This is a genomic window from Leptotrichia trevisanii DSM 22070 (assembly GCF_000482505.1).
GTDB lineage: Bacteria > Fusobacteriota > Fusobacteriia > Fusobacteriales > Leptotrichiaceae > Leptotrichia > Leptotrichia trevisanii.
The window spans coordinates 1-25608 of the sequence record NZ_AXVL01000039.1; the positions used below are offsets into that span (position 1 = coordinate 1).

General features: G+C 32.3%; 38 protein-coding genes. All 38 read right to left on the bottom strand.

Annotated elements, in window-relative coordinates; all coding sequences use genetic code 11:
• On the bottom strand, positions 1-944 hold a 944-nt coding region (locus tag K324_RS14515), incomplete at its 3' end, for a gp53-like domain-containing protein (protein WP_051354415.1).
• A gap of 9 nt (positions 945-953) precedes the next feature.
• Entirely contained in the window at positions 954-1595 is a 642-nt protein-coding gene (locus K324_RS0107425) for a phage tail protein I (protein ID WP_026748605.1), read from the bottom strand.
• Positions 1592-2644 (bottom strand): baseplate assembly protein, encoded by a 1053-nt coding sequence (locus K324_RS0107430; RefSeq protein ID WP_248615371.1) that lies wholly within the window; start codon positions 2642-2644, stop codon positions 1592-1594. The genes K324_RS0107425 and K324_RS0107430 overlap by 4 nt, the downstream gene beginning before the upstream one ends.
• A 52-nt stretch (positions 2645-2696) precedes the next feature.
• The gene (locus K324_RS0107435; RefSeq protein WP_026748607.1) at positions 2697-3011 is read right to left on the bottom strand and encodes a hypothetical protein; all 315 of its coding nucleotides are present in this window, start codon (positions 3009-3011) and stop codon (positions 2697-2699) included.
• The gene (locus tag K324_RS0107440; protein WP_026748608.1) at positions 3011-3802 is read right to left on the bottom strand and encodes a phage tail protein; all 792 of its coding nucleotides are present in this window, start codon (positions 3800-3802) and stop codon (positions 3011-3013) included. The genes K324_RS0107435 and K324_RS0107440 overlap by 1 nt, the downstream gene beginning before the upstream one ends.
• The gene (locus tag K324_RS0107445; protein ID WP_428829216.1) at positions 3799-4257 is read right to left on the bottom strand and encodes a phage baseplate protein; all 459 of its coding nucleotides are present in this window, start codon (positions 4255-4257) and stop codon (positions 3799-3801) included. Before K324_RS0107445 ends, K324_RS0107440 begins: the two co-directional genes overlap by 4 nt.
• A gap of 139 nt (positions 4258-4396) precedes the next feature.
• Positions 4397-5098, bottom strand: a complete 702-nt coding sequence (locus K324_RS15550; protein ID WP_084533588.1) for a Rha family transcriptional regulator — start codon at positions 5096-5098, stop codon at positions 4397-4399.
• 12 nt (positions 5099-5110) lie between these two features.
• Positions 5111-5410, bottom strand: a complete 300-nt coding sequence (locus K324_RS0107460; RefSeq protein ID WP_026748610.1) for a hypothetical protein — start codon at positions 5408-5410, stop codon at positions 5111-5113.
• A 111-nt stretch (positions 5411-5521) separates the two neighbouring features.
• Entirely contained in the window at positions 5522-5695 is a 174-nt protein-coding gene (locus K324_RS16015; RefSeq protein ID WP_169720573.1) for a hypothetical protein, read from the bottom strand.
• A gap of 86 nt (positions 5696-5781) precedes the next feature.
• Positions 5782-6378 carry a hypothetical protein gene (locus K324_RS0107470; protein ID WP_026748611.1) on the bottom strand — a complete coding sequence of 199 codons (597 nt, stop codon included), beginning with the start codon at positions 6376-6378 and terminating at the stop codon, positions 5782-5784.
• Between the two features lie 186 nt (positions 6379-6564).
• Positions 6565-6990 (bottom strand): DUF2335 domain-containing protein, encoded by a 426-nt coding sequence (locus tag K324_RS0107475; protein WP_026748612.1) that lies wholly within the window; start codon positions 6988-6990, stop codon positions 6565-6567.
• Positions 6962-7156, bottom strand: coding sequence for a hypothetical protein (locus K324_RS0107480; protein ID WP_026748613.1), 195 nt, complete (start codon positions 7154-7156; stop codon positions 6962-6964). The genes K324_RS0107475 and K324_RS0107480 overlap by 29 nt, the downstream gene beginning before the upstream one ends.
• 154 nt (positions 7157-7310) lie before the next feature.
• On the bottom strand, positions 7311-7805 hold the full coding sequence (locus tag K324_RS14530) for a hypothetical protein (protein ID WP_036095321.1): 495 nt from the start codon (positions 7803-7805) through the stop codon (positions 7311-7313).
• Positions 7806-7814: 9 nt separating this feature from the next.
• The gene (locus K324_RS0107490) at positions 7815-8669 is read right to left on the bottom strand and encodes a phage late control D family protein (protein WP_026748614.1); all 855 of its coding nucleotides are present in this window, start codon (positions 8667-8669) and stop codon (positions 7815-7817) included.
• A gap of 2 nt (positions 8670-8671) precedes the next feature.
• Positions 8672-8896 (bottom strand): tail protein X, encoded by a 225-nt coding sequence (locus K324_RS0107495; protein ID WP_026748615.1) that lies wholly within the window; start codon positions 8894-8896, stop codon positions 8672-8674.
• Positions 8896-11973, bottom strand: a complete 3078-nt coding sequence (locus K324_RS0107500; protein WP_026748616.1) for a phage tail tape measure protein — start codon at positions 11971-11973, stop codon at positions 8896-8898. Before K324_RS0107500 ends, K324_RS0107495 begins: the two co-directional genes overlap by 1 nt.
• Positions 11974-12017: 44 nt before the next feature.
• The gene (locus tag K324_RS15785; protein WP_156906978.1) at positions 12018-12182 is read right to left on the bottom strand and encodes a hypothetical protein; all 165 of its coding nucleotides are present in this window, start codon (positions 12180-12182) and stop codon (positions 12018-12020) included.
• Between the two features lie 8 nt (positions 12183-12190).
• Positions 12191-12529 (bottom strand): hypothetical protein, encoded by a 339-nt coding sequence (locus K324_RS14535; RefSeq protein WP_036095323.1) that lies wholly within the window; start codon positions 12527-12529, stop codon positions 12191-12193.
• Between the two features lie 11 nt (positions 12530-12540).
• Positions 12541-13068 carry a phage major tail tube protein gene (locus K324_RS0107515; RefSeq protein WP_026748617.1) on the bottom strand — a complete coding sequence of 176 codons (528 nt, stop codon included), beginning with the start codon at positions 13066-13068 and terminating at the stop codon, positions 12541-12543.
• Between the two features lie 13 nt (positions 13069-13081).
• A complete protein-coding gene (locus tag K324_RS0107520; protein ID WP_026748618.1) occupies positions 13082-14527 on the bottom strand; it encodes a phage tail sheath protein in 1446 nt (481 codons plus the stop codon).
• A complete protein-coding gene (locus K324_RS0107525) occupies positions 14527-14766 on the bottom strand; it encodes a hypothetical protein (protein WP_026748619.1) in 240 nt (79 codons plus the stop codon). The genes K324_RS0107520 and K324_RS0107525 overlap by 1 nt, the downstream gene beginning before the upstream one ends.
• Positions 14766-15224 (bottom strand): hypothetical protein, encoded by a 459-nt coding sequence (locus K324_RS0107530; RefSeq protein WP_026748620.1) that lies wholly within the window; start codon positions 15222-15224, stop codon positions 14766-14768. The genes K324_RS0107525 and K324_RS0107530 overlap by 1 nt, the downstream gene beginning before the upstream one ends.
• Before the next feature lie 3 nt (positions 15225-15227).
• Positions 15228-15779 carry a phage tail protein gene (locus tag K324_RS0107535; protein ID WP_026748621.1) on the bottom strand — a complete coding sequence of 184 codons (552 nt, stop codon included), beginning with the start codon at positions 15777-15779 and terminating at the stop codon, positions 15228-15230.
• Positions 15780-15791: 12 nt separating this feature from the next.
• Positions 15792-16121: a hypothetical protein gene (locus K324_RS0107540; RefSeq protein WP_026748622.1), complete on the bottom strand. Its 330-nt coding sequence runs from the start codon at positions 16119-16121 to the stop codon at positions 15792-15794.
• A 10-nt stretch (positions 16122-16131) separates the two neighbouring features.
• Complete coding sequence (locus K324_RS0107545) at positions 16132-16350, bottom strand: hypothetical protein (RefSeq protein WP_026748623.1); 219 nt, start codon at positions 16348-16350, stop codon at positions 16132-16134.
• 10 nt (positions 16351-16360) lie between these two features.
• Positions 16361-17401: a major capsid protein gene (locus K324_RS0107550; protein WP_026748624.1), complete on the bottom strand. Its 1041-nt coding sequence runs from the start codon at positions 17399-17401 to the stop codon at positions 16361-16363.
• A 2-nt stretch (positions 17402-17403) separates the two neighbouring features.
• The gene (locus K324_RS0107555) at positions 17404-17733 is read right to left on the bottom strand and encodes a hypothetical protein (protein ID WP_026748625.1); all 330 of its coding nucleotides are present in this window, start codon (positions 17731-17733) and stop codon (positions 17404-17406) included.
• A gap of 2 nt (positions 17734-17735) precedes the next feature.
• Positions 17736-18785, bottom strand: coding sequence for a head maturation protease, ClpP-related (locus tag K324_RS14540; RefSeq protein ID WP_248615373.1), 1050 nt, complete (start codon positions 18783-18785; stop codon positions 17736-17738).
• Positions 18739-20316 carry a phage portal protein gene (locus tag K324_RS14545; RefSeq protein WP_051354416.1) on the bottom strand — a complete coding sequence of 526 codons (1578 nt, stop codon included), beginning with the start codon at positions 20314-20316 and terminating at the stop codon, positions 18739-18741. The genes K324_RS14540 and K324_RS14545 overlap by 47 nt, the downstream gene beginning before the upstream one ends.
• Positions 20317-20336: 20 nt before the next feature.
• Positions 20337-20558 (bottom strand): DUF6148 family protein, encoded by a 222-nt coding sequence (locus K324_RS0107570; RefSeq protein WP_026748626.1) that lies wholly within the window; start codon positions 20556-20558, stop codon positions 20337-20339.
• 10 nt (positions 20559-20568) lie between these two features.
• The gene (locus K324_RS0107575; RefSeq protein ID WP_036095331.1) at positions 20569-22419 is read right to left on the bottom strand and encodes a phage terminase large subunit family protein; all 1851 of its coding nucleotides are present in this window, start codon (positions 22417-22419) and stop codon (positions 20569-20571) included.
• On the bottom strand, positions 22379-22951 hold the full coding sequence (locus K324_RS0107580) for a hypothetical protein (protein ID WP_026748628.1): 573 nt from the start codon (positions 22949-22951) through the stop codon (positions 22379-22381). The genes K324_RS0107575 and K324_RS0107580 overlap by 41 nt, the downstream gene beginning before the upstream one ends.
• Before the next feature lie 162 nt (positions 22952-23113).
• A complete protein-coding gene (locus K324_RS0107585) occupies positions 23114-23413 on the bottom strand; it encodes a hypothetical protein (RefSeq protein WP_026748629.1) in 300 nt (99 codons plus the stop codon).
• A gap of 148 nt (positions 23414-23561) precedes the next feature.
• Positions 23562-23717, bottom strand: coding sequence for a hypothetical protein (locus K324_RS15790; protein ID WP_156906979.1), 156 nt, complete (start codon positions 23715-23717; stop codon positions 23562-23564).
• A 62-nt stretch (positions 23718-23779) separates the two neighbouring features.
• The gene (locus K324_RS0107595; protein WP_026748630.1) at positions 23780-24061 is read right to left on the bottom strand and encodes a hypothetical protein; all 282 of its coding nucleotides are present in this window, start codon (positions 24059-24061) and stop codon (positions 23780-23782) included.
• Positions 24062-24063: 2 nt separating this feature from the next.
• The gene (locus tag K324_RS0107600) at positions 24064-24336 is read right to left on the bottom strand and encodes a hypothetical protein (protein WP_026748631.1); all 273 of its coding nucleotides are present in this window, start codon (positions 24334-24336) and stop codon (positions 24064-24066) included.
• A gap of 11 nt (positions 24337-24347) precedes the next feature.
• On the bottom strand, positions 24348-25238 hold the full coding sequence (locus tag K324_RS14550) for a radical SAM protein (protein ID WP_051354417.1): 891 nt from the start codon (positions 25236-25238) through the stop codon (positions 24348-24350).
• Positions 25239-25352: 114 nt separating this feature from the next.
• The gene (locus K324_RS0107610; RefSeq protein ID WP_026748632.1) at positions 25353-25559 is read right to left on the bottom strand and encodes a hypothetical protein; all 207 of its coding nucleotides are present in this window, start codon (positions 25557-25559) and stop codon (positions 25353-25355) included.
• Positions 25560-25608: the final 49 nt, after the last annotated feature.

The following is a 25608-nucleotide window of genomic DNA, read 5'->3' on the forward strand; positions in this document are numbered from 1 at the left end:
CCTGAAAAATCTTTCCCGAACCTCGCCCAAGCCTTGAACTCCGAGGTTGAGGCAGGGCTTACAGCAACTGACCTCGCTCCCCCTCCTACATCATTCGCTGTTATAGCAAAACACGAATTTGGAAAAGGCTTTGGAAATTTGAAGGTAGCCCCGTTTTCGTTAGAGTTTTCAGGGACTTCATTTCTTCCGCATTGGATTATCATAGTTCCTATTCGGAAGTAAGTATTTTCAGAACTGAACAAATTTTCCAATCTGTCCACATTTGGCTTATTAGAAATTGCTCTAAATTTTGAACTTTCATTATACGTCAAATCAGTATCTGCTATACACTCATAGTAAAATTTTGTAACATTATCAAAGTAAAATTTCCCCTTAATTTTATTCCCAATATCTTGTATATTTCCACCAAATTCCAGTCCTATTATTTTCTCCAAAGCTGATATTTCTAGATAAGATTTATCAGCAACTTCTCTTGTTAGATAAGTCATAGAGTTATCTATTGTCACATTTAAAGTTGCAGCCTGATCGATTATAATAATGCACTTCTCAACAATATCAATAGCATTCTTTCCATTGTAAACTGGGATATAATCTCCATCAGTCCCTTTATTGTATGCATATAAAATTTCTGTTCCTGAATCGTCCTGAGCATATATTCCCATTTCTGATATTTTATAAGAATTTGTTATTGTGCTTTCTCCTGTACCAGTTTTATTTGAAACAATGAAAGTAAATTCCACTATTCCATTTTCTTTTCTTTCGTAACTGTTCACAGGGAATTCATTTCTTTTATCCAGTAAATCTGTTAATTCCCTGTCATTTCCTGTGTTGTATCCAGCTCCAATCTTAAATTTTGTGATATTTATTTTAGTCTCGTTATTTATTGCCTTTGCAAGAAGCTCCCTTCCTTTATTAGTCAATATCCAACCTATGTAATTAGCCATACTACCTCCTTATCTAATCCCTATTGTATTTTCTTTTACAGTTACATTTATTATTCCTTCACTTAAATTCTGTTCCATCCAAGGAAGTTCAAAATCTCTTTCATTCAGAATATTAATCACTTGTTTTTCAGAAAAAATTCCTACATATTTACCCAAATTTGAGCTTCTTTCAAACGTCAACGCTTCCAGCCAGCTACGTTCGTTCTTGTATTCGTTTACAACATCAAGAACTTTCAGATAATCTTTTTCATCTTTAAGTTCTCCCAAAGTAGATATTTTAAAATATCCTGGTCGACCACCATACTCAAACCATTCTTTTATTTCTGCATTTCCAAAAAGAATTTTACAAATAGCCTTTACACTTCCAAGTGTTCCTTTGTTAAAATGGGCTATTACTGCTATTTTTACCAATTCTCTCTTGCTTTCAAGACTGACATTTTCTCCAACATAATCTACGTGATATTCCCACAATAAATAATCAATTTCCGTTTCACTTAATTTATCAATATCAAGAAAAAATTTGCTTATTATTCTGTTTTTCTGTTGTTTTATTGCATAATCTATTGATTCGTATATCCATTTTGTTGTTTTATCTGTAAGAGTCGATTTTGCGGCAATATCAGTTAACTTTAAATCTTGTACAGTTATCATAACTCTTCAACTCCTTGATAGTTACTTGTTATACCGTTATTTATTCCAACCTGGTTAAAATTCAATTTTTGGAATACAGGGCTTCTTAGTACCACTCTTTTTACTCCAGCTATTTTTAATCTTTTAATCAGTTCATCTGGATTTATATCCTTGCCTATCTTCTCTTTCTGCCATTCAACATATTCCTGGACCGTTTTGTCTACGTTAGATTTGATAACATTTACAAGAGTTTCGTTATCTTTGTCAATATAATAGTCAAAATCTATTAAATAATTAATTTTATTCGGCTCTTTAATATTCACGTTGTCAGTCAGAGGACGTACATTTTCTTCATTAAGTACCGCCTTTACCTTTTCCTTGAGTTCTTGGCTTACAGCACCTATGTCAGTCCATATATAGATATCTACATTGGTTGCTGAGGGCGAATGGACTTTAACATCTATAATGTTTGTGCTTGCTGTCTTAGTCCAAAAAGTGTATGCTCCCGAACTTCCAGCTGTGGTAAAGCTTTCAGGGATTTCCCTTATTCTCTCTCTGTAGCTTTCATCTGCTTCTTTATTTGTCCCTGAATTACTTTCTGTAATGTTTTCAACCTTTGCATAATTAGGAAATATATCGACCATATCCTTAATTTGCCCAACTGGGATACCGTTTCCAATAATTCCAAGCGTATTACATGTAGCTTTTCCGTCAACTGACAGATTTCCTTTTGTTATCTTGTATTCCTCATCTGTTTCAAAATAAAGCTCATTGTATCTAATTCTTGAGCCTTTTGGGATTACAGTATCCGTTGTTTGGATGCTTGAAATATAGAATCTAAATGTAGCTACTGCTGGCTGTTCGATAAGCCTTTTACCTCTGTTTCCGTAAAATTCCCCTTTTAGATCCAGCCTTTCATCCCTTGCAAACCTTAAATAATTCTGCTTAATATCATCGTTGTATTTTTCTTCTAGTAAAGCCAGCTGATACGCTACTGTACTGAAAATTAATGTCTCAGGGCTTGCTTCTGTCAAACTCCTTCCGCTAAGTTCCTGGAATTTGTTAATCATATCTCTTTTTATTTCCCATGCATCGCTGTCTATCGCTTCATATTCCTCAAAATTATCCAATATTTATCACCTCAATTCCCAGTTCAATATCAAAATCATTATTGTGTTTATCTATCATTTTTATTTCTGTGGTTTTTAAAATTGCCCTCGGCTCATATTTTCTAAACATCTCAAGCAACTGAGACATTATTTTATTTTCCACTACATTTATATTTTTATCTATCAAGTCACTATCAAAACTGAAATCACGGTTAAGTGGCTGTTCTTCCTTACAAACTCTTAAAAGCATTCCAACGTTTGTTACAACTTCCTCGACATAATTTTTTGGAGCATAATTTATTTCTTCGTTAGATGAAACATATATCATTATTTACCTCCAATCTGATTTCTTAAAAAATTTATCAAAATCTGTCTATCTGTTTCGGAAAAGTTTTTAGCATAGTCAATCATTTCATTAACTTTGTCCGCTGTAATTGTTCCAGCCCTTACCAAATCCATCAATTCATCAATTTTTGCGTCTTTTTTGATTTTTTCAAGCTGATCTAATATTTCCTTTTTCTTATTTTCAGCAATTTGAATAGCTTTATCCACTTTTTCGAGTGTACTGTCTACTTTGCTTTTCACTTTTTCTGCAAATTCCTGTAATTTTGTTTTCTGTTCAGCTTCAACATTCACAGCTTCCGTTTCTGTAAGTTTCTCCTGCTTTTTTTTTTGAACTTTTAACTGTTCTATTATCTGATTATATTTTTTAGGATTATCTATATACTCTTTTAAAGTTAATTCCAGATTTATATAATCAAATTCAGAAGTTTCTCTGTTGAAATAAGAATTCTTTTCACTTATTTCTGTTATCAAAAATGGGAAAGCCCCAAATGTTTGCCCACCCAGCGTTAGATAATCGTATTCTCCGAACTCCCACATAGTTTTTATTTTGTCAAGCTGTTCTGATGGCGTTGTTTCATGTATTAATGAAGAAATTAATGTAATTCCAAAAGTTACTTCTATTAATTCTCTCCCCTGATGCCTTAGCATACCAGGACCATATATTGCAGTATGTTCAGATATTTTAGATTTATATGATCTATTTATCACATTATTAATTGAGAATATCTTTTTATCAGATACTTCAAATACTACGTCTCCAAGACTTCCTATCATTGCGGACCTCCTGTCATATCTCCACCAGCTGTTACTCCATCGTGTTTATGCGTATTAAGATTAATGCTTCCACCAGTTTTTGTAGTTCCGCTCACTTCTAAATCTCCATCAATTACAATTTTGCCAATATTTAAAGTCAACGTGTTTTTATCATAGCTCCATCTTCCGCCATCAGAAAAAGTCCTTTTTACTTCACTCTCACTATCAGAAGTGCCTCGCATAGGACAACCAAGCACAACTCCCTGTTCAGGCATTTCTGAAAAGAATAAGCAATAAACAGTCTGCCCTAGTCCAAGTGTATAATTATCACTGTGACTTTCAGAATAAGGAACTAACACATTAAGCCAGTCCGTCGTTTTATCGTCATCGCCCTTTAATAGAACTCTTACTTTTCCAGTTTTTGAATCTATCGCACTTACTTCTCCTGCTTTTAATGTTTCAATCAATTTAACCACCTGCCTTATCACTTTTTTGTAACAAAAAAATCACAATCAAATTAATGACTGTGATTTAATTTAAAAGCCCTATGTGTATTAACTAGTATTATAGGGGGTTTGATATAAATATTATACCTTTTTCTTAACAAAAATTCTACTATTCAAAAAATATTTCATCCAGAACTTCAACAGGATAAGTATTTATTAGTCCGTATCGGCTGTCAACTGTTGTTCCTATCAATAAATCCTTTTCCCTGCATATCTTAGTCGCTTTCTTTCCTATTGATGGTGCGTGGTATGATTTTGGCTTTATCCCTTTTATGTTGGCATAGGCTATTACTGTCAAATGGTTGCTTGTTACTGTTCTTCTTTGATTGTTTTCCAATCTTTTTATGCTCTTGTCGTTATCCTCAATAGTATTTGCAAGTCCAATTACATTGTTCTCAATATTATTGATTCTGCTTTCAGCTTCTACCATCCATTGCCCTTGCATTACTATTAATTCAGGTATTGACATTGGCTTTGGTTGTTTTAATGCCTTTTTCATTTTCTCAAATTCATTGATGTATGCCACGTTTAAATCAAATGCTATAGGTACTGACGCATTATATCCTCCAATCAATTGTGCAATTCCTTTTTCCGTGATTAAGTAATTTTTTACTGTCCTACCATTCAAAGCCTTGTAATTACTAGGTATATAGAATTGAACGGAAAGTTCCGTTGAACTAAATTTACTTATATATCCGTCTATTTTCTCAAGTAAATCATAATGTTTTACTCCCAATTCCTGTGCCACTCTATTACTTGTTGTTACTAATACTCCGTTTTGATTTTCCACTAATACTTTAATTAATTCCATTTTTATCCTCCGTTATACTATATTTTTTCTTTCAATTCTTGCCACTTTTTCAGCAACTTCTTTTTCACAGTTTCTTTGAACTAATGTGTCTATGTTAGAACCAGCCTCGTAGTATTCTCTTTTTATAGCTGTGTAGTAATCACACAAGGCATCTTCCAAATCCGATACTTTTTCTGTAAAATCCTTTGGAATAATAGCGTATATTTCTTCTATTAAGTCAAATACTGCCTTTTTTGCTGATTTTAACTTGTGGTTGTGTTCATCCAGTAAACTTTCTGTAATTTCAAATCCTAGCTCTTGTCTAAGTGTCATAAAATTTTCCTCCTAAAATATTTGTTTTTTAAGAGAATATATAGTATAATAGTATTGGTGAGATATTATTATCTATATACTCTCTGTTCATTTTGGATAGAGGGTATTTTTTTATTTATCCAATTCTTTTTCCAAAAGTTCTAATCCTTTTACAATTGTACTTGTCTTACTTAATTTTAAAGTTTCTGACATTCTTTTCAATTTTTCATTTTCATCTTTATTCAAAGTTATTTCCAATCTTATATTTCTTGGATTATCACTTTTTGGTCGTCCAATTTTTTTCATTTTCCACCTGCTTTCTACCCGTGAATATATTATATATTATCCCGTGTAAAAAGTCAAGAACTTTTTTTTAAAATTTTTAAAATAAACTACATACCCTGATAAATAACAACTTTATCAAAGATTTTTTCTACTTCTTCTGGTGAAATTCCATATTTCTTAGCTATTTTTTTATTGATTTCTTCTTCAATATTTTCTTCTTCTTGTTTAGTATAGTTTCCTTTTGATTTTAAAGTTTCGTGAAGTGTTTTTGAATAATCAATATAAATATCTTTTTCTTTATCACTTGGGATTTCTTTTTTAGCTGTATAAGTTTCATCTTTCACAGTTCCATCAGGATAATAAGTTATCATTCCGTGTGTTTCGCCACCAAGATTAAAGAATTTTTTATCTCCATAAGCACGAATAAACAAAATATCCGCATCTTTTATTTGCTCTTTTCCTGCTTTTCTCATTACTTTTTTTAGGTTTTCTTCAGAAATATCATCTTTAACTAATATATCTATCGTATTTTCTTTTTTGGTTAAGTTACTTGTATCTCTTGAATTTTTTAATATTTCATAATTTAAATTGTTGTTTTCCACTTGTTGTTGTTTTGTTGATTCCGCTTTAGAATTATCTCCCTGTTCTTCTCCGCAACTCACAACTAGAATCAATACAGTTAAAACGATTAGTAATTTTTTCATTTTAATTCCTCCTAAAATTTTTTATATATTATACACTATTTCTAAGAAGAATTAAAGAGTAATTTTAATTATACTGTTATCGTAAACTTAAAAAACAAATATTTTAGTTTCACAGTCATATATTCAATTGCCATTGTCCTGTATTTTTGCATAAAAAAATCACAGCTAAATTAATAACTGTGATTCCTATTTTTTATTTTTAGAATTGCTCCAAATTAAGCTTCCCAACCCCAATGAAATAGAACTGACTATTGCGGCATAACCGCCTATTTCTTTTCCTATAAAGACTAATGCAAATCCTCCAACAAGCATTGTGAACAGCAGTATAAAGCCTAAAACTTGTCCTCTTGTATTATGTTTTATATCAAATTCTAGTGCTTTTTTTCTACATAAATGAATATTTTCTTGTTCTTTCTTATCCAGTTCTTGCTTGTTTTTTAATTCATTTTCCGTCATCTTTAAAATTCTGTCAGTTGCTCCTGGACAGTTCCTCTCGTAACCATCAATTACACTCGGTGGTGGAATTATCCCTGAATATTGTTCTATTTTCTTCTGCTGAACCAGCATTTCTTTAGTTTGCTTTTTATTTGCCTGTTTTTTCAGCTTGCCCATATTGTTCTACTGCTCCTCTTATTGCCATTCCTACATTATTCCAACCATTTTGTAATGATTTTTTTACATCTTTTTGGTAAGTTGATGGATATTTTTCTAAAACATTTGAACTTGTATCACTAAATAGACTTGCCGTTCCTGATATAACTCCATTGATTTTTTTCATACCCTTTTCTCCTTCTTAACATATTTTTTTTCATGATTAAATTATATCTTAAAAGTAGCAAAAGTGCAACAGAAATTTAGAGTTTTTTTGACTAATATCAAAATATTACAAAACCACAGTTATTATATTTAGTTGTCATTGTCCTATAAATAATTTACTTCTTCTTATTTCTAGCTTTTCGTCCTTTTTTCTTGCTGGAACTCTTGCTGCTTCTACCTTTTCTGCCTTTAGATTTAGCCTGTTTTTCTGCTTCTTTTTGCCGTTGTTCTTCTTTAGTTTGATTAATTGCATTCTGCTCCGCATTTTCTCTAGCTCCAAGTTTCATAGCGTTTATTTCGCAAGTATAGTCGCCAGTTATATTATGTGTTACTTTATCTATTACATATTTACCTTCAAACTTTCCCCAGCTTTCATCAAGCTCAATTATTCCTCCAGCCAAGTATTTAGTATTTCCATCAACATTTAAGGTTATCTGATATTCCTGTTTCATATTTTCTTTCAATGTTTTTTTTGCTACTTTCTTGGCTGTACTTTTCCCTTTTGTCTTAATTTTTAAAGTTTTTTCTTTTTTACCTCGATTTTTTTTACCTTCTGCTTTGCTTTTTAACCTCTCTTTTGATTCTTTAATCGTTTTACCTTTTTTCTTCATTTTAGCCTCTTATTTTTTCTTGGATTTAACCTTTTTACTAGACTTCTTGTTTTTAGAAGATTTGCTACTTTTCTTTGATTTTTTATTTTCTGATGATTTTTCTTCTGAGCTTTCAGTTGTAACTTGATTACGTTTTTCAAGCTCTTTTTTTGTAATAATTTCCTTAATAACTTTTTTCTTGTCAGGATCATAATAGGAAACTTCAACGTTATCATAAATTTCCTTATTTTTCTTTTTCAAGCTGAAACTTCTTATTCTTTCATCATTAATATTAAAAATCTCAACAGTATCATTCTTTTCCATTTCTTCATCATCAAAAATGATTATCTTATCATCAGATACTTTCATATTAAGTCCAGTTTCCTTGACGACTCTGTTAATAAAAGCCAAATCTGTTTCCTGATTCTGATCTAGTCTTTCAAAAAACTCATTATCTGCATATATTTCAGCATTCATTTTATGCTTATTTGCAATCTGTGTAACAAGCTCTTTCAGAGTTATTTTTTCCCAAGCAACACTATTTTTCTGATCTCTAATATTCTGGTCTAATGGTAAAGCTAAACATTTCAAATTAAGCCTGTCATTTTCAAATGTCGGCTCATCTACATAAAACGTTCCCAAATCCAAAAAATCAGTTTCATTTCCTGTTTCTTCGTGAATTCCCACAAGAAGTTGAGCATTTTCGTCAGGATACCATTCTTTAAGCCAGCGATAATCTAAATTTTCAAGTTCCAGCTCCAAGTCATCTATTGCATTCTTAGAGTTATCAGTATAGTTTAGAGATGAAATAGAATGGGCTATCTCATCAGAAATATCAACTTTATTAAAAATAACAATTACTCTTATGTTCCTAGCAAAAGCCACTTCTATTCACCTCTTTTCCAAGGTGGCAAACGCTCATCGTTATCATTTTCTTCATCGGCGATTTCAGGAATAATAACAGGAATATTGGCATCGAAAATGGCAATGTCAATTAATCTTAAATTGCTTCTTATAAGGTCGTGAAAATATCCTTCACTTCCGTAAACTTTAAAAGCTATCAAGTCCCAAGTGTCCCCTAAAACTGTTCTGTATACTTTTACTTTTGCCATTATCCGAATGCCGTCCTTTCTTTTTTGTTTTTAGCTTTTTCCAATGCTCTCATTACTGCTTTTTCGATTGCACTAGTATCAGCATTCCCATTTACTGTTATACTAATATTAATAACATCTCCGCCACTTGAACCTTCATTACTTCTAAGCCCTGACATTCTCTCTTTTAGTCCGCTAATCCTATCTCTAAAACTGTTTTTAGTTTCACGATTATTCAGGATTTGAGTACCACGAGGTAAATTCAATAACATTTCGCGTTCTGCTAAAAATGCTGGTTTACCAGGTATTTGAATTAATTCTGCTCCACGTTCTGCTACTGTTGTAAGTCCTCCACTCCAGTAGTTTGTTCCAGCAGCATTCATTCCTAACATTCCTTTAATTCCGTTTGAAATCGGATTATTTGCAACTGCTGATTTTATATCGTTCCATTTTTGCTTAAAATAATCAACTACTCCATCAATAGCTTTTTTTAGCCCACCAGCAACTGTATCAAAAGCACTTTTTATTCCATTCCAAACTTCTGTTGCCTTTGTTTTCATTTCATTCCACTTAGTTGAAAAATAAGATTTAACATCCTCAATTCCAGTTTTTATTTTATTCCATAATTCTACTGCCTTGCTTTTTATAACATTCCACACTCCAATAACCACTCCTTTAATTGCATTCCATACAAATCGTGCAACAGCAACTAAAGTTCTCCATATAGTTTTTATTATCATAATATTTGTCCTGATTACAACGACAATAGCAACAATAACAACTAAAATTACAGCTTTTATCACGGTCCATACAACTTTTATGGCTACCGTCAATACTTTCCAAGCCGCTTTTATAATATTGATGTATGTTTTAACATATACAGCTATTATTTTAATCACCACAAGCACAACCGCTTTAATAACGTTCCACACAGCAACTACTACTGGTTGCAACACTTTCCAAACAGCTTTTATAACGGCTATATAGGTTTTTACATAAATCGCTATACCTTGCATAACAACGCTTGCCACCACCTTAATAGCATTCCATACTTCCATAACTGTTGGCTTTATGATCTGCCAAATTTGCTTGATAAAATCCACACCTTGTTTAACAATATTTTTTATTCCTGTTATCACGTTCATTACTGTTGGCTTTATCCCTTGCCAGACTTGTTTTATAAAGTTAGCTACTGCTTTAAATATTGCATTCACTCCATTTCTAAACCAAGCACATTTGTTATATAAAACTACAACAATTGCTATGACAGCCACTATTGCAACAATTATTAAAATAACAGGATTTGCCATAAAAGCCGCTTTAATCGCTAAGCCTACTTTTTTGAACATTGAACCAACTTTACTTATTGTTGGAAATGCTGTTTTAAATCCTTCAGCAAAACTTCCGGCTGCTTTAAATTTATCGAATATTAACATCCCTTTTGATATCCCGCTAAATAAAGGTGCAAATCCTTTGGCTAATCCACCAATTCCTATTTTAAAAGCGGCTAATGCTGCTACACCTTTTAAAATATTTGTAGTTAATTGCGGATGTTTCTGAATAAATTGAGAAAATTTCTTGATTAACGGACCAATCGAATTTGCAACTTGAACTAAACTAGGTCCTAAAGCAGAACCTAAATCCACTCCCATGTTTACGACTCTATTTTTTAAAGTTGAAAAAGCATTTCCCATTGTCTTTAATCTTTGGTTGTATTCCTTATCGACACTTCCAGCTGTTTTTGCTCTGTCATGAGCTTTTTTCATATTCGCACTAACATCATCAATATGTTTTGCCAGTTCAGAGGCTGATTGAATAGATTCTTTACCAAATAACTCTTTAAGAGTTGTTGCTTGAACATCTTTTGGTAACTTCTTAATTCTTTGAAAAACATCAACTAAAGTTCCTTCTCCGTCTTTTGTCATTCTTTTGGCAACGTCTTCCGCATCTAGTCCTAATGACTTGAAAGCTGCTCTTGCACTTTTTGTTGCCGAACTTCCAGCCATTAATCCTAGTGATATATTTTTTAATCCAGTAGCCGCAACTTCAGATGGAACAGAAAATGATACTAAACTCGCTCCTAATCCTGCAACTCCCTCTTTAGAAATACCAGCCATTCCACCCAATCCAGCTACTCTGCTTGAAATATCTGCTACTTCTGGAGCTGTGACAGCCACGGTGTTTGCTAAATAATTAATTACATCAGCATATTGCATTACTCCGTTCTGATCTAAATTTAATTGTGCCCTTGTTTTTGCTAAAAAGTTTCCTGCTGCCTCAGTATTCATATCAAAAGCAACTTTAATTTTAGCTGCATCTTTAGTATATTTTTCCAATTCATCTGTTTTTATTCCCGCTTGAGCTCCTGCTCCTGCAATTTGAAATAATTCCACTTGTGACAACGGACTGTTCTCACTAAAATTTCTCATTGCTTTGTAAAATCCTGTTTCCATTTCCTTTGAACTAAATTCTGCGACTTTTCTTAAGTCTGCTTGTGCATTTTCCAAGTCAACTGCTAATTTAACAGGAACAGCCAAAGCTCCAACTATTCCCATACCTTGTATTATCTGTTTATCACCAAAATCATTCATTTTCCCGGCAAATTCTTTTCTTGCTTCATATTTACCTTGTATTTCTTTCAATTTATTCATTTTCTCAAGTTCTTTATCAACTTCTTGAGCTTTATTCCTATAATTTTGAAGACTTGCTCCCTCGGCTTCGATTGCACTTCTTGCGGCTTCAAACATATGTTTCTGCCGTTCTTTCTGTTTATTTAGAGTTTCTACAGCTTTTTCAGTCTGTTTAATTTGTTTTGCTAAATCCTTGTTTTCGTATCCACTTTTTTCATATTCAGCTTTCAGTTTTTCCAAATGTTCTTTTGTAGCTTTGAATTGTTGAGTGATTCTATTATAACTTTCACGAATTTTATCCATTTTTTCAAAAGACTTTTGAGTTTTTTGTAGTTCTTTAGTTTTTTGATCCAGTTCCTTTATGCTTTTACTCGCATTTTTCATAGCATTTGCTACCTGCATCATTCCTGAAACTGCACCAGCTACTGTTGCACCTAAAACTAAATTTAACTCTAAATTTTTAGACATATAACCCCCTTTTCTTTGACGAAAAAATAATTAATCCGCCTTTTTTATTCACTTTCTTCTTCCCGTCTTGCCTTTTCATCCTCAATTAACTGATTCGCCCTTAATATCCAATAATCTAATTCATCAAAGGTACAGGACATTAACGTTTCATAGCTCATATTGATTTTGAAATAGTTAAGTCCTGCAAGCAAATCTGTTATCAGATCCAAAAATATTTCTACATCTCTGTTTGTGGCTGGGTTTCTTTGTTCTTTTTCTCCTCTTCTATATCCCAGCCTTTCGTCAAAAACTTTTTAGTCTGATTCAAAATTTTCAAAAAGTCTGAAGCACCAAGTTTTAATAAATCTCCGTATTTAATTCCTGAAGCCTTTTCTGCAACGCTTAATCCCCAAGGGTCATCGAAATCCTTAAAACTTTCTGCTGCTTTTCCTGTTCTCATTTTGTAATTTCTTGAACATTCCAGCAAATCATTTCCTGTTAAACTGTCAAAATCCAAGTTAATTTCCTTATATTTTTTACTTCCCAAAGTATATTCTTTTGATAATTCAATAATCATTCCTATCCTCCTTAAATATGTCCTAACAATTTTCTGACAATATTATTATAATCACCATTTACACTAGCGATTCCGTTCAACACATCTATATTGATAATTGTTTTGCCGTTTATAGTTAGTTTGTAATAAGTTAAGCTCATATCAAATGAGCCTTCAAATTTTTTACCATTCTGAACTTTTGGTCCATCAAATTTGGTAATAAATCCTTTCATTGTAGCGTCTACTCCAGTTATTTTGGGAGAGTGCGTCATTCTATTTAATTCTTGCAACGCTCCAAGACATTCAACCTGAATAGAATCGCTGTTATTAAAGTTCAATAATGTATCATTCATGCTATCCATTTTTATTTTTACAGACATTTTTTTATAGTGCCCAATTAACGGAGCTTCAAATTCCGCTGCCATTCCAAGCTGTTCTGTTGTTACCGTTGCATATTCAATGTTCGGAAGTTCGACTTCCCCGACACCTTCAAGATTGTTTGTTCCATTTATGTATAAATCGGCATCCACAATCGCTAAAGGTAATTTTGTCTTTGCCATTTTCTAATTCCTCCTATTTTCCTAAACTATTTGCAAACTCTGTTAATGCGTCCACATCATATTTTTTCTTAAATGTTGCCGATTTCATGCCAGGAATCACCCCTAATTTAATAATCCAAGTAATATCACCGTTCATAACATTAATAGCATCGTTATCTTCGCTTGATAAAGCCGCACTTGCACTTAATAAATCATTTCTGGCTACAATGGCATTCAATCTAATATTCATTGATTTTGTTACTGTTTCAGCTAATTTTTTAGAAAATTTCTTATCCACTTTATCAAAATAACTTATAACCAATTCATTTCCCACATATTTAAGCATTCTACGAGTATTTATAAATTTGTCCTTTGGATCTGTTGCTATTGGATTAAGTGCAGTTTCAGATCCCCAGCAACGCCAGCCTTTAAAATTAATAGCTGTAACTACTCCATTTTTATTTAAAAAATTAGCCTGTTGTTCTTTATCTAAAATTATTTCCTCTAATTTTCCATTTGAATTTTTCCAATATAAGCTGTCACATTTATATGCAAAGTTAGACGGCACCTGGGAGGGTACTCCATTTTTTTCGTTATCTACTGATAATGATAATGCACCATACTGAATAGACTGAATATATTTTTTGCCAGCTAATCCCAAAGTTCCATACAGTACAATTTGGTCATTTCCATTAATGTTGTTATCGTCTTTCCATTTTGGAATTTGGTCATAAGGCTTGTCAATTGGTGCATTAATTAATGCAACTGCCTCAAACATATTTCCGTTTATATTTTTAGCTTTTGTTTGCATAATCGCCGCAACTTCACTATCGCTTGAAAAATCTGGAATATCAATGAAAGCTGGTAATTCTGAATATTTTAAATAAACTTCATCTAATAGCTCTAACCCTGTTCTTTTCATTGTTGAAATATCATATCCACCTAAAGCCTGTGCTTTCGTTACTTTTGACAAGTCAATTTCTTCATATTCAATATCAATTTTAGTTCCATTCGATGGTTTAGCATATATTTCGAGCCCTTCATCTGTCCACATCGTTACAGCGTCTGAAATAACTTGTGATGTTGCATTTTCTTTAACTACTAATGTATCTGTTATTACTTTGTGATTTGGAATAACAACTTTACCATTTGTTAAACTCAAATCATTTTGAGTTTTTTTAACTGTTTTATGTTTTTCAAGATCCAAGATATTCACAACATAAAGCGGTGCTACTTTATACAACTCAAAAAATACTTTTATTGCTTGCGAAATTGAAAAATCCAAGTCGTAAGTATCTCCAAAATACTGAATAGCTTCTTTATAAGTTCCTAATCTTACAATCTCGTTCACTCTTCTGTTTTCTTTTTTTACTTTATTCATCGGTGCAGTCCCTACAATAAAATGTCCGTAATCAAGCACTATCGGTAGTGATATGTCACTCGATGTCTCAGTTTGATAAGTTCCGTGTTTATACCCCATTATTCAGCCTCCTCTCTTATTTGGTCTTTAATTTGCTGTGTTACTGTTTCAAGCAATTTTTCATTTTGCAATGCTTCACTAGCTTGATTAACATCCACCAAAGTTCTTTTCAAAAGCGGATATTTCTCAAGTTTTGCTTCAATTACTTCGTTGGTGTAGTAAATAACACCTTTTGTAAATCTAATATCTTTAAATTCCAGCGTATCTCCCAAATAAATATATTGCTTTTTATCTTCCATTATTCCTCCTTCAAAATTTCAGGCTCAACAGGATAATCCCAAACCGTAAATGTAATTCTCGAAAATATAAAATCTCCAAACTCATCGCTATATAAATCACACTTAAATTCCTTATCTTCCCGTATTGCCCAGCCTCTTTCATTGTAAACTTTAGTCAAAAGTTTGCTTCTGATTTCTTCACCTTTGTAAAGATTATCAATATAATCTTCGTTTTTAGTACCAACTATTATTTCAAAAGTAGCGTCGCAATCATAACTGTCCATTCCTTCCGTAATTTGCCTTGAACTCAAAGCTCTTAATGTCACACAAGGAAAAAACGGCTTCTTCTGCCCCGTGTTTTTATCAATTTCACCGTATCTCCTAACTGGCAACGCCCCTCGGAATATTTGATAATCGGTATCTTTAAATTCCTCACACAAAAAGTCATACAAACTTTTTTCAATAACTTTAATACTCATAAATTACATTGACAAGAGCCTATTCAACTCATGTTCAAACCTTTCGTTTAATTTTTGAGACATAAATTCATCAAGATCAGGTAACCACGTTGTAGGTCCTAACATCTGCGGAGCAGACGGTCCATATTTTCTCTTAATCGGTAGCCGTCCACTTCCTTCCCTTTCAAATGCTCCTAAATGACCGTCTTTATATGCTATAAATGTTCTGTCATTTAGCATTATTCCGTTTCCATTTTTTACTGTTGCCGTTACCGATGTTCTCCCAGTTCTTGTACTCGGATTCAATTGGAAATGGTCTAATCCCAAATAACTTCCATTAGAATTGATTTCAGCCATAAGCTTACCAGGATTAGCCCTTTTCATAGTCAATCCGCTTAATAAATCCCCATATTTAACCGTATAGGTCTTAGTTGCATTTCTAACCATACGAGTTTTACTCATAGTTGAAACCCTATTCAAAGCACTTGCCAAAGCCCTTGGAGCTTGTTGTGGAAATTCAACGAACTTATTCTCAATATCATTAAGGATACTTTCATCAAATTGAATCGTAAACATCTAAATCAACTCCTAATAATCAGTGTATCTATACAAATCAAGTTCATACATACCAAAGTTCTCTTTACAGTTTGCAACTATCCATTCTTTATTGTCAAAATCTATCCTCATATTCCCCTCAGGCTTATACTTCAAATATTTTTTATCAATAAATACTGTAATCCCTTCCTTGTAAAATCCACTTTCTATTGTTAATTTTCCACTAATTTCCTTTTCTTGAAAACTGTCCTCATCTGTCACACAAATAACATCAACACCATTTAAATTATGTGTTTCTCCAAATTCTTCTGAATTTAAAAACACATTTTGTATATCATTTTCTAAAATATCTTTAAAATTCATGTTCTTTTACCTATTTTTTCTTATTTTTATCCGTTTTAGATTCAGAATCTGACACTCCTGTTTCTTCTGGAATGTCATTTGTGTCTGCTTTTTTACTGTCTTTTTTCTCTATCAGTCCTCTGTTGATACAATTTTCAATCACATCTTTTTCCAGTATTTGAACTTCTTCGCCGATATTTTGTATTTTTCCGTCATAAATAAACGATTCTTTAACTATATACATTGCCATCAACCATCACCTACTTAACTTTTAGAACTTTCAATGATTTTGTGTTCAAAGGAATTGTTACTGGTTTTGACATTGTACGGATTGTAATAGTATCATTTTCTTCCTTTGTGTAGGTTCTAGGGATTAAATCCCCTTCCAAAAGTCCATCTTTAATTGTACTTACAGCTCCAAATTTTACTAAATTCCCTTTCGGTGCAAATAAAGCTGTGTAATCTGGAATAATTGCTTTTGTTTTAGTTTGCTTTGTAGATTTATCCACATAATCGTAATATTCTTGATATTCAAAAACATCAATTCCTAATCCAGTCAATGTACCAATATAACTTGCACCATTTACACCCTCAACTTCAGGTCTTATATCCCCAAAATAAGCATTTCTAAGATTCATCATATTTTGTACAGCTTTATTATTAATAAATAATTCCGCAGCCAATGGGTCAAGAATTATGGCTTCTGGTCTAGTTCCTCCAGCTTTATTAATTTCGCTTAATACAGCCTTTATATCTTTAATTGGGTCAGAATTAGCATTGTCCCAAGTTGAAGCGACGGTTGTATGATGTTCCGTAGAAGAGTTATCATAATATTTGATTGTGTCTGATATTCCTTCTCCGTCGATTGTAGTTTGTAATTTATATAATGTTTCAGCTGCCATAGCCTCCCAACGTCTTGCAATCTGTTCGCTTTGTTCCTGCAAAGTTTCGGCAATTTTTTTCTGTCTTTTTGTATCAGGATCACTTTGTGAAAACGGATTTTCTCCTGGCAATCTTTCAAAAGTCAACTCATCTGCGTGAAACGTCTTTTTAGGAGCTACTGCATAAGGTTTGAATGTTCTTCCTGAAAATGTATCTTTTGGCATTTCCTCTCCGTCAACATATCTATCAACAAATGGAGCCATCAATCTTCTACCATTTTTAAATTCAATAGTTACTGTTTCAGTATCCAAATTTTCCCTATTTGCAAAAAACGTATCAAATAAAAATGTTCTTGGTCTCGGCATTGCCTCTGTTACTAAAAATAATGTTCTTAAACTCAAATCTAAATTCATGCTCATTGTTATTCCTTACCTCCTAATGTTCTTAAATAAATATTTCTGTCGCTACATAATTCAATTACTTTTTCCTCTGTTGCTGTACCAAAGTTCACTTTATCAATATTAAATTCACCTTCAGTATAAACAGTTGTTTTTGCAGTAGCTCCAGTTGCATCTGCATCTCTTGTAACAATTCCAAATACTTTTCCAGTATCGGTTATTATCGCACCGTCTTTATCCACAATATCTCCTCTTTTCACAGTTTTTCCGACCTGTAAAACGAGTTCTGCTACAACCAGTTCCTTTTTCCCAACAATCAAATGATCTGGCTCATTTGTATAATCATGTTTCATATTTATTTACCGCCTTTCTTAAAAAATGCTAAAATTTTATTTGCTGCTTTTTGCTCATCATTAACTCCATCATCATTACCTTTCGGCATATTGTTAAGTGGTTTCCCTTCATCTTGTATCCTGTTAAGTTTATTTTGATTTTCCTGTTTCATTAAACTTACAATTTCCAATGCTAAATCTCTAGCATTTTTAGGCTCTTTGAATTTAGCTTTATCAACTACTTCGTGGTTATATCCTAAATTCTCGATTTCCTGTATCCTTGTTCTTTCTTCCTTTACTCCAATTTCTTTTCCTTCATTTACAATTTCGGCATAAATGTCAGGAAATTGTGCTTTTATTTCATCTTTTGTCATTTTTCCACTTCCTTTTCCGTTATTTTTTATATTTTTATCAACATTAAAGTTTTTAAACTCCGCCATATTAAATACCATATTGTTTGAAATAACCTTATTTTCTACAACTTGAATATCTGTATTTTCGATTATTTCATCAATAAACCCATATTTCAACGCTTCTTCAGCACTTAACCAGCTTTCACTATCCATAAGTTCTGATAATTTTTCTTTATCAATATTAACTTTTTGCAAATAAGTTTCCGTTATCGAATTTTTGTATTTTTCAAGTACATCTGCCTGTTTTCTCATCTCTTCTGAATCCCCCATTGCAATTGTTGAAGGGTTATGTATCATAAACAAAGCGTTTTTAGGCATTCTAACTGTATCTCCAGCACACGTGATTAAAGTAGCCGCACTTGCTGCAATACCATCAATATTTACAGTTACTTTGGCTTTATGTCTTCTCAAAGCATTATTAATTGCAATAGCAGTGTCAACTACCCCGCCATTTGAATTAATATAGACATTAATATTTTCTACATCTAAGTCAGCTAAATATTCTGTAACTTCCTTAGCACTTATGGTATCACCCCAAAAACTTTCAGCTATATCACCATATAACATCAATTCGGCATTTTTATCATCGTTTTTAACTATATTCCATATAGTTTTATTCCTCTGGCTCATTGTTTGGTGGTTCGGTATAAATTGTCCCATCCAAAATCACTCCTTTCTCATTTGCTATTTTTTGTTCTTTTGCCAATATTTTTATATTTTGTTCAAAATCTCCCCCATTTAATTCAATAGTTTCACGGCTTCTCGTTGATAACCCGGCATTTATTCTCAAAATTGCCGCATTAACTTCTTTCGTAGGATCTAACTGTCCTTGTGATGTTCCACTCCAAATTGCGTTACTATATGCTTTTCTAATCAAAATGTCATTTTCAAAATCATTTATTTCTACTCTTCCTAGTAAAACTGCCTCTCTTAGCCACTCTTCATAAACAAGTTGGCAAAAATTTTTAGCAAACCATTCACGTTTTTTTCTAAAAGTTTTCCACGCTTCCAATAAAGCTGCTCTACTTGCTGAATAGCTGCTTGTAAAGTGCATTATCATAAGTTCATAAGGAATACCCAAGCTACTTCCGATTTGTCGTATTATAGCCGTCATAAATGGCTCAAATTGTGCATTAGGTCTTGCCGGATTTACAGATGTCGCTTTTTCCCCCTTATTAAGAGTTACTATTGCACCACTTGAAAGCTCCAACGTTCCAGATTCTTCGTTTGCTATGGCATCTTTTTGTCCGACGTTCGATAAATCCCCTGGATTTGTTTGAGGTATATCAGCCGATTCAATAAAAATTGTAAACATACTGCTTATAATTGCACTCGTTAATTCTGCATTTGTATATCTATCAAGTTGTTTCAGACTTTCCATTACAGGAGCTAATATTGGCACGCCTCTTACTTGTCCTGGACGCTCCGAAGTTGTCAAATGGATTATATTTAATTGGCTTTCGCTTCCATACATTTTTACATATTTATGTTGATTCGTACCCATAATTTCGTCGTTTGGATTATGTTCCTGAATATAGTAACCATCAATACGTCCATTTTTGTCAAATTGTACTCCCTGAACAATAGAAGTGTCACTCATTTTATTGCTTGGAGTATTTACTCTGTCAGGCTCAATTATGGATAATTTCAAACTATACGGATTTTCTGGAGTTTCAAAATAATTCAAATGAATAAAACATTCTCCATTTAACAACGTTGTCAAAAAAACTAAATCTTGAATTTCGTAAAAGTTAAGTAAACCTGTTTGATCTATTTTAGAATTACTCCATAAATTAAATTCTTTTTCAATTTTAGTTTCTAACGTTTCTATCTCATCTTCGGATAAGTTTACAATATCTGAATCAATACTTGATTTTAATTTTAATCCTGAACCAACAGCATTCATTTTCATTGTATTCAAAGCTCCATTAGCTAGAGGTGCCCCCATATATAAATCTCTGGAACGAGCCACAAGTTTTTCACGGTAGTTATAAATGTCGTTCTTCACTCCACCGAGAGAAGCAAACCATCCTCTCAAAGATTTTTTACGGGTACTCGCCCCATGTTCTCCATAACCTTTATTCATTATTTTTTGATTTTGGTTAAACAGCTTTAGCCTTTCTCTTGCTCCAGCCATCTTTAATGCTTTTTCTGGATTAAATACTCCTACTGCCTTATCAAATAAATTCAATCATTTCCACCTCCTAACTATTACAAATCTCTTATTATAACCTGTACAGACTGTGTACGCCGTCCACTGTTTTGTGCAAGTGTTAAATTATGCTCCCATAATTGTCTAGCTTTTATAATTTCGGTTAAGTCTGCCCTAGTCAATTCTCTGCTTCCAATTTTATAGCTCTGTCCCAACAATACAGATTTTTCAGCCTTAATATATGAATTTATCATTTCTTTGCAAGTTTCTACACTATACATTTTTACCTCCCTATATTCCGCTACGAATTATTCGCCTACCATTATTTCTTTGTTGTGTCCTAAAATTATTAAGCACATCCGTTGAATACCGTATATTTAAGTTAGGATTCGCTATTCTCAATGCCGCCTGTGCATAATTCCGAATGTCCAAAGGCTCATTTCTTTTATCTCCGATTGTTTTCCACTCGATTTTAGCTTGCCCTTTGCTAAATGTAACAATTTTTATTTCAGAAGTAAGTCCTTTAAAATAAACTTCATCATATCCACGCTTAGGATTGTTTGGGTAGTGCATATACTTAGCTCCTGGTTCTGTTACTTTAAGATTGCTCATTATTGTATCTTTACCAGTATTAACTCCCAAGATAAACAAAGAAATTCCGCCTTTGTTATTTTTACTTGGACGCGAAATAAGAGGTCTCCCAGCTTCTCCACTTCCTTTTATTCCAAAAATATTCAATTGTTCACGTGCCTTTACATATCTATAAACGTCATCAGTATGATGTCCACCTGTATCGATACAAGTACAAGCAACTCTTATCTTTTCTCCATTCTGATATTCAAAATCTCTCATAAGAAATTCATCCAATGTATTCCATACATACGGCAATGCAGGATTTCCCATAATAACTCTATAATAAATTCCCCAACTTTCTTCTCCTGGTCCCCATCCAACAATTTCAACTTCAAGCCTGTCATCTTGAACGTCTACACCAGCAGTCAATACCGTAACTTTATCAGGTATTTCAATATCATTTATCGTACCTTCTTCTTCGTTTATATATTCTCCGTAATCCTCAGCCCTTGCCTGTATTTCCTCAAAATTAAATCTTTCAACCTTTTCTTCCCAACATTCCCCAAGAGCCGTGTTGACAAATACTTTCATAAGCTGTTCATCACCTTTTGCCGCTCTAAATTTACGAATTATGCTAGCCCATTTAGTAAACGGACTATATAACTCTGATACATGGAATCCTCTTGAAACATGCGGGTCTACATCAGGATTGGTGCTTCTCCATTCGCCTTTAATAAGGTTTCGTTTCCACTCGTACTCTGTTGAAGTTTCCATACATTTCTCGCATTTATGTGACACATCTTCAAAAATAATATTTCCCCACTTCAAAGTTTGCATTTCACCACATTTTGGGCAAGGAATGTAATACTCATCTTTCGAGCTGTTCTCATATTCAAGTTCTATCCTACTTCCGCCTTTGATTGTTGGTGTACTTGTCAAAACTATTTTACTGTTTGGCCAAGTTTTGACCCTTTCAATTGCCAGATTTAATGGGTCTCCCTCTTTTTTAGCACTTCTAGGGAAACGGTCAATTTCATCAGCTAATAAAACCCTAATTGACCTACTTGCCAATTCTGAAGCTGAATTAGTCCCAGTTAAAACAATATATCCGCCTGAAAATTCTTTTTGCCTTTTTGTATCTCTGGCATCAGCGCTTTCGATTACTTTGCTCCTAAGTTGCGGTGTTGATTGAATCATATCATTGAGCCTTGTTGTCGAAAAATCAGCCGCCATATCTTTAGTGGGCATTAAAAACATAATCGGAGAAGGTTCGTAGTCCATAAAATATCCAACAGTATTCATGAGAATTTCTGTTTTTGATAACTGAGCTCCATACATCATTACAACTTTTTCTGTATTTTTATCAGAAATTGCCCTCATTACTTCTCTTTGAAATGGCACTCTGTCAGTTTTCCATTTTCCAGGAATTGCTGAACTTTTAGTTGATAAAACTCTATACATATCCGCCCAAGTATCAATTGTTAATTTTGGCGGTGGCTTTAAAACCAAAGCAATTTTTTTAAATAATTTAACTGTTCTTTTTAGGTCTTCCTCTAATTCTCTTTTCACTTTCAACTTTCACTTCCATATCTTCCTCATTTTCTACAAAAATTTTATTATTTTTAAACATATCTGGATCATATTCGCTAAGTTCCTCTAAAACCTCAAATATTTCATCTTGAATAACATCCTGAATTTCTCCAAGATTATCCGCTGCAATTACAGCTGGCGCTACCTTACTAGATATAGAAAGTAGTTTCCCTTTAATATTCATAAGCATATCAGTCATCACTTTTTCGACAATAGTTGCTAAATGTAATTGATTTTTAGTTTCCTTGATTTTTAAATCTTTTAATTCAGTTTCTTTTTTTATTTTCTTTATCTCTTCCTTGATTTTTTCATCTTTCAGATTCAAATCCACATCATTTTTAGATTCTATATACTCAATATATCCTCGAACACTTTCCAATAACAAATACTTACCTTTTTCCGTTTTTTTTATCACTCCTTCATTAGCCAAATTCCGAAGGTGTCTATCTGTTATTCCCAGTAATTTAGCCAATTCTGTCGCTTTTATTATTTGATTTTCTTTTATTAACATAACACCTCCTTCGGAACGGAAATGAAATTTGAAAAAATTAGTGTACATATTTTTTCTGGGGCTTCGAACCCGTTCGCTCTTTTTTGCCTCTCCAGAAGTACCTTTTAATTATTTTTTTCTTTGTTTTCACTTTTTTATACCTATTCTAAACACAAAAGTTCGCTACTTTGAGTATTTTCTCTCTATTTTCATCAAACCTGCTTTCAACTTACTATCTTCTTCTCTCTGCTTCCTCATCCCCTCTTTGCACCTATCAAGATACTTATCGTATATCATTATCTTTAATCTATCTATCTCGCTGTCTATATCTTTTCCTATCTCTTGCAACTTATCCAGCAATTTCAAATCTCTTTCAATTCTTTCTTTTATGTATTTTTTTATTTCATAACAAATAATTTGAAATAGTATTAATATTACAGCTATATTAATAACAAAACTTGCAATCAATAATACAATCAACATCTGCTATCCCTTTCTTTGATTTTTAGACAAAAAAAGACCGTATATATAAAATCAAGGCTTTTAAGTTCCTCGAATTTATAAATACGGTCATCATTTTGTGTACGTCGATATTTATACTTCATTCAATTGTTATTTGAAACTTTTGAAATCAGGTTGCTTTTTTGCATACTCTGCTTTGATATTTCTTAGTTTCTGTTGTTTCTATTAATATAATCCCGTTGGGTCTTTTGTCAATAAAGATTTTTCCTATTTTTTCACTTTCTAAAAAATCTTTAATTTCTTTGAGTTCTTTACTTATACTCATTTTACCTCCTAATTATACCTTATTTTATCAATATTTTCAAGTCTTTTAAAAATTTTTGTACACTATCCTTTTATAATTTTTCTGAAAAAAATAAACATCTTTTCGTTGTCTTTTTCTTCTGGATTCAAACAAGCGTATCCAACAAAAGCGTGTTCTAAAATTCTCACTACAAAAAATATCAAGAATGTTGTTATCCAAGGCAAAAAAGTCATTAGCCAGCTAATCTGAATTAGCCTAAACAGTTTTACAACTACTAAGAATATAGTTATATTTCCAATAATTCTGCTTATCGCTTTTTTTATAGTTATAACTTTTTTAGCCAACAGTTCCACTTCTTTATCCATTCTTATTCCTCCTCTGTTATCACAATCGCATTATCAATTGTAACTCTGCGATTATTTTCGCTTATTAAGTTTAATGATATTCTACCACTCTCATCCGAATCTCTTACCCTTATCAGCCCTTTGTATTCCTTTAACAATTTTCCGTCAAGAGTATAAATTTGTACTGTCCTTTTTAACCCTTTCGTATCGCTCTCCCAATCTTTTTGACTATCTTCCCATCTTGCACAGCTTCCTAACAATCCTAAAATTGTAATTCCTAATAATAATTTTTTCATCTCAATTCCTCCTATTTCTTTTTATAATTTTTCATCCAATCTTGAACAAACCACAATTGCCCGCACCCACCACCAATTGTATCTTGTCCTGCTGGATCAAATATTCTAGTATTATAACCTTCTTCAATAAAACTTTCAGAAACCGATTTTATAATATTCATATCATTGTAAACTCCTTTTAATTTGTTGTTTTTATCAAGAGAACAGATGACACTGAATGTGAAATAAAAGTGCTTTTTGCTAAACAAATCCTTTAATCTATTTATTTCTTCATCTGAAATATTGTTGCCGTCTATGCAATAATTCAAATAAACTGGACGTCCTGTATTTTCGGACCATTCTATTCCATAATCCTTAATTTCTCTTAATGTTAATTTATTTTTATATGGTATTAATTTGTTTCTTTTTTCTTCATTTGCTTGATGTATAGAAAATTGTAAACCAATTTTATTAATTTCTATTGATAATTTCATAAAATCATTTAATTCTTCATATTTTCTTAAACCTACTGTTGAAATTAATAATTGAGCATTTGGAAATAATTTATTTAATTTAACAATAGCTTCTTTAACTTGATAATAATTATCGAAAGGCTCTCCCATACTCATAAACATAATTTGAAATTTTTCAATTTCATTTGTATTTTTAATTTCATTTAATACTTTATTATTTATAACTATTTTTACTTGTTCAACAATTTCATCTGATGTTAAACTTCTAATAAATCTTTTTCCTGTTCCACAAAAAGTACAGCCCACCGTGCAACCACTTTGGACAGAGCAACAAATTACTGTTCTTTTTTTATAACTTTCATATTTGTACAAAACACTTTCTGCTACCATATCTTGTTTAGTAAAAACAAATTTACATACATTATAATCTTCTAAAATTCTATATTCCATTTCTCCTCCTAACCTTTCTCTAATAAAAACGACTTTACGTGACTGCCGTTTTTCCTTTTAAACACTACATTCTTACATATTATCTCAGCCAAAACGACTTTCTGCGACTGAACTTTAAAATATAAGTTTAGGAACTTTCCCTGTTTTGTTTACTTCTTCCAGTACATCCATACATTCTCGCCTTAACCATTCCACTTCTTCTTTTACTGCTGTTTTCTTTACTATTTCAAATTGTTCCTTGTAATATTCTTCTGCTTCGTTGTCAGTCATTCCATAGTGTTCTTTTAAAAGTTTCAAAATACCTTCTTTTAATTCTGCCATTTTATTTCTCCTTAAACGCCTTAAAATGATTTTTGTAAATCTTTTTCAA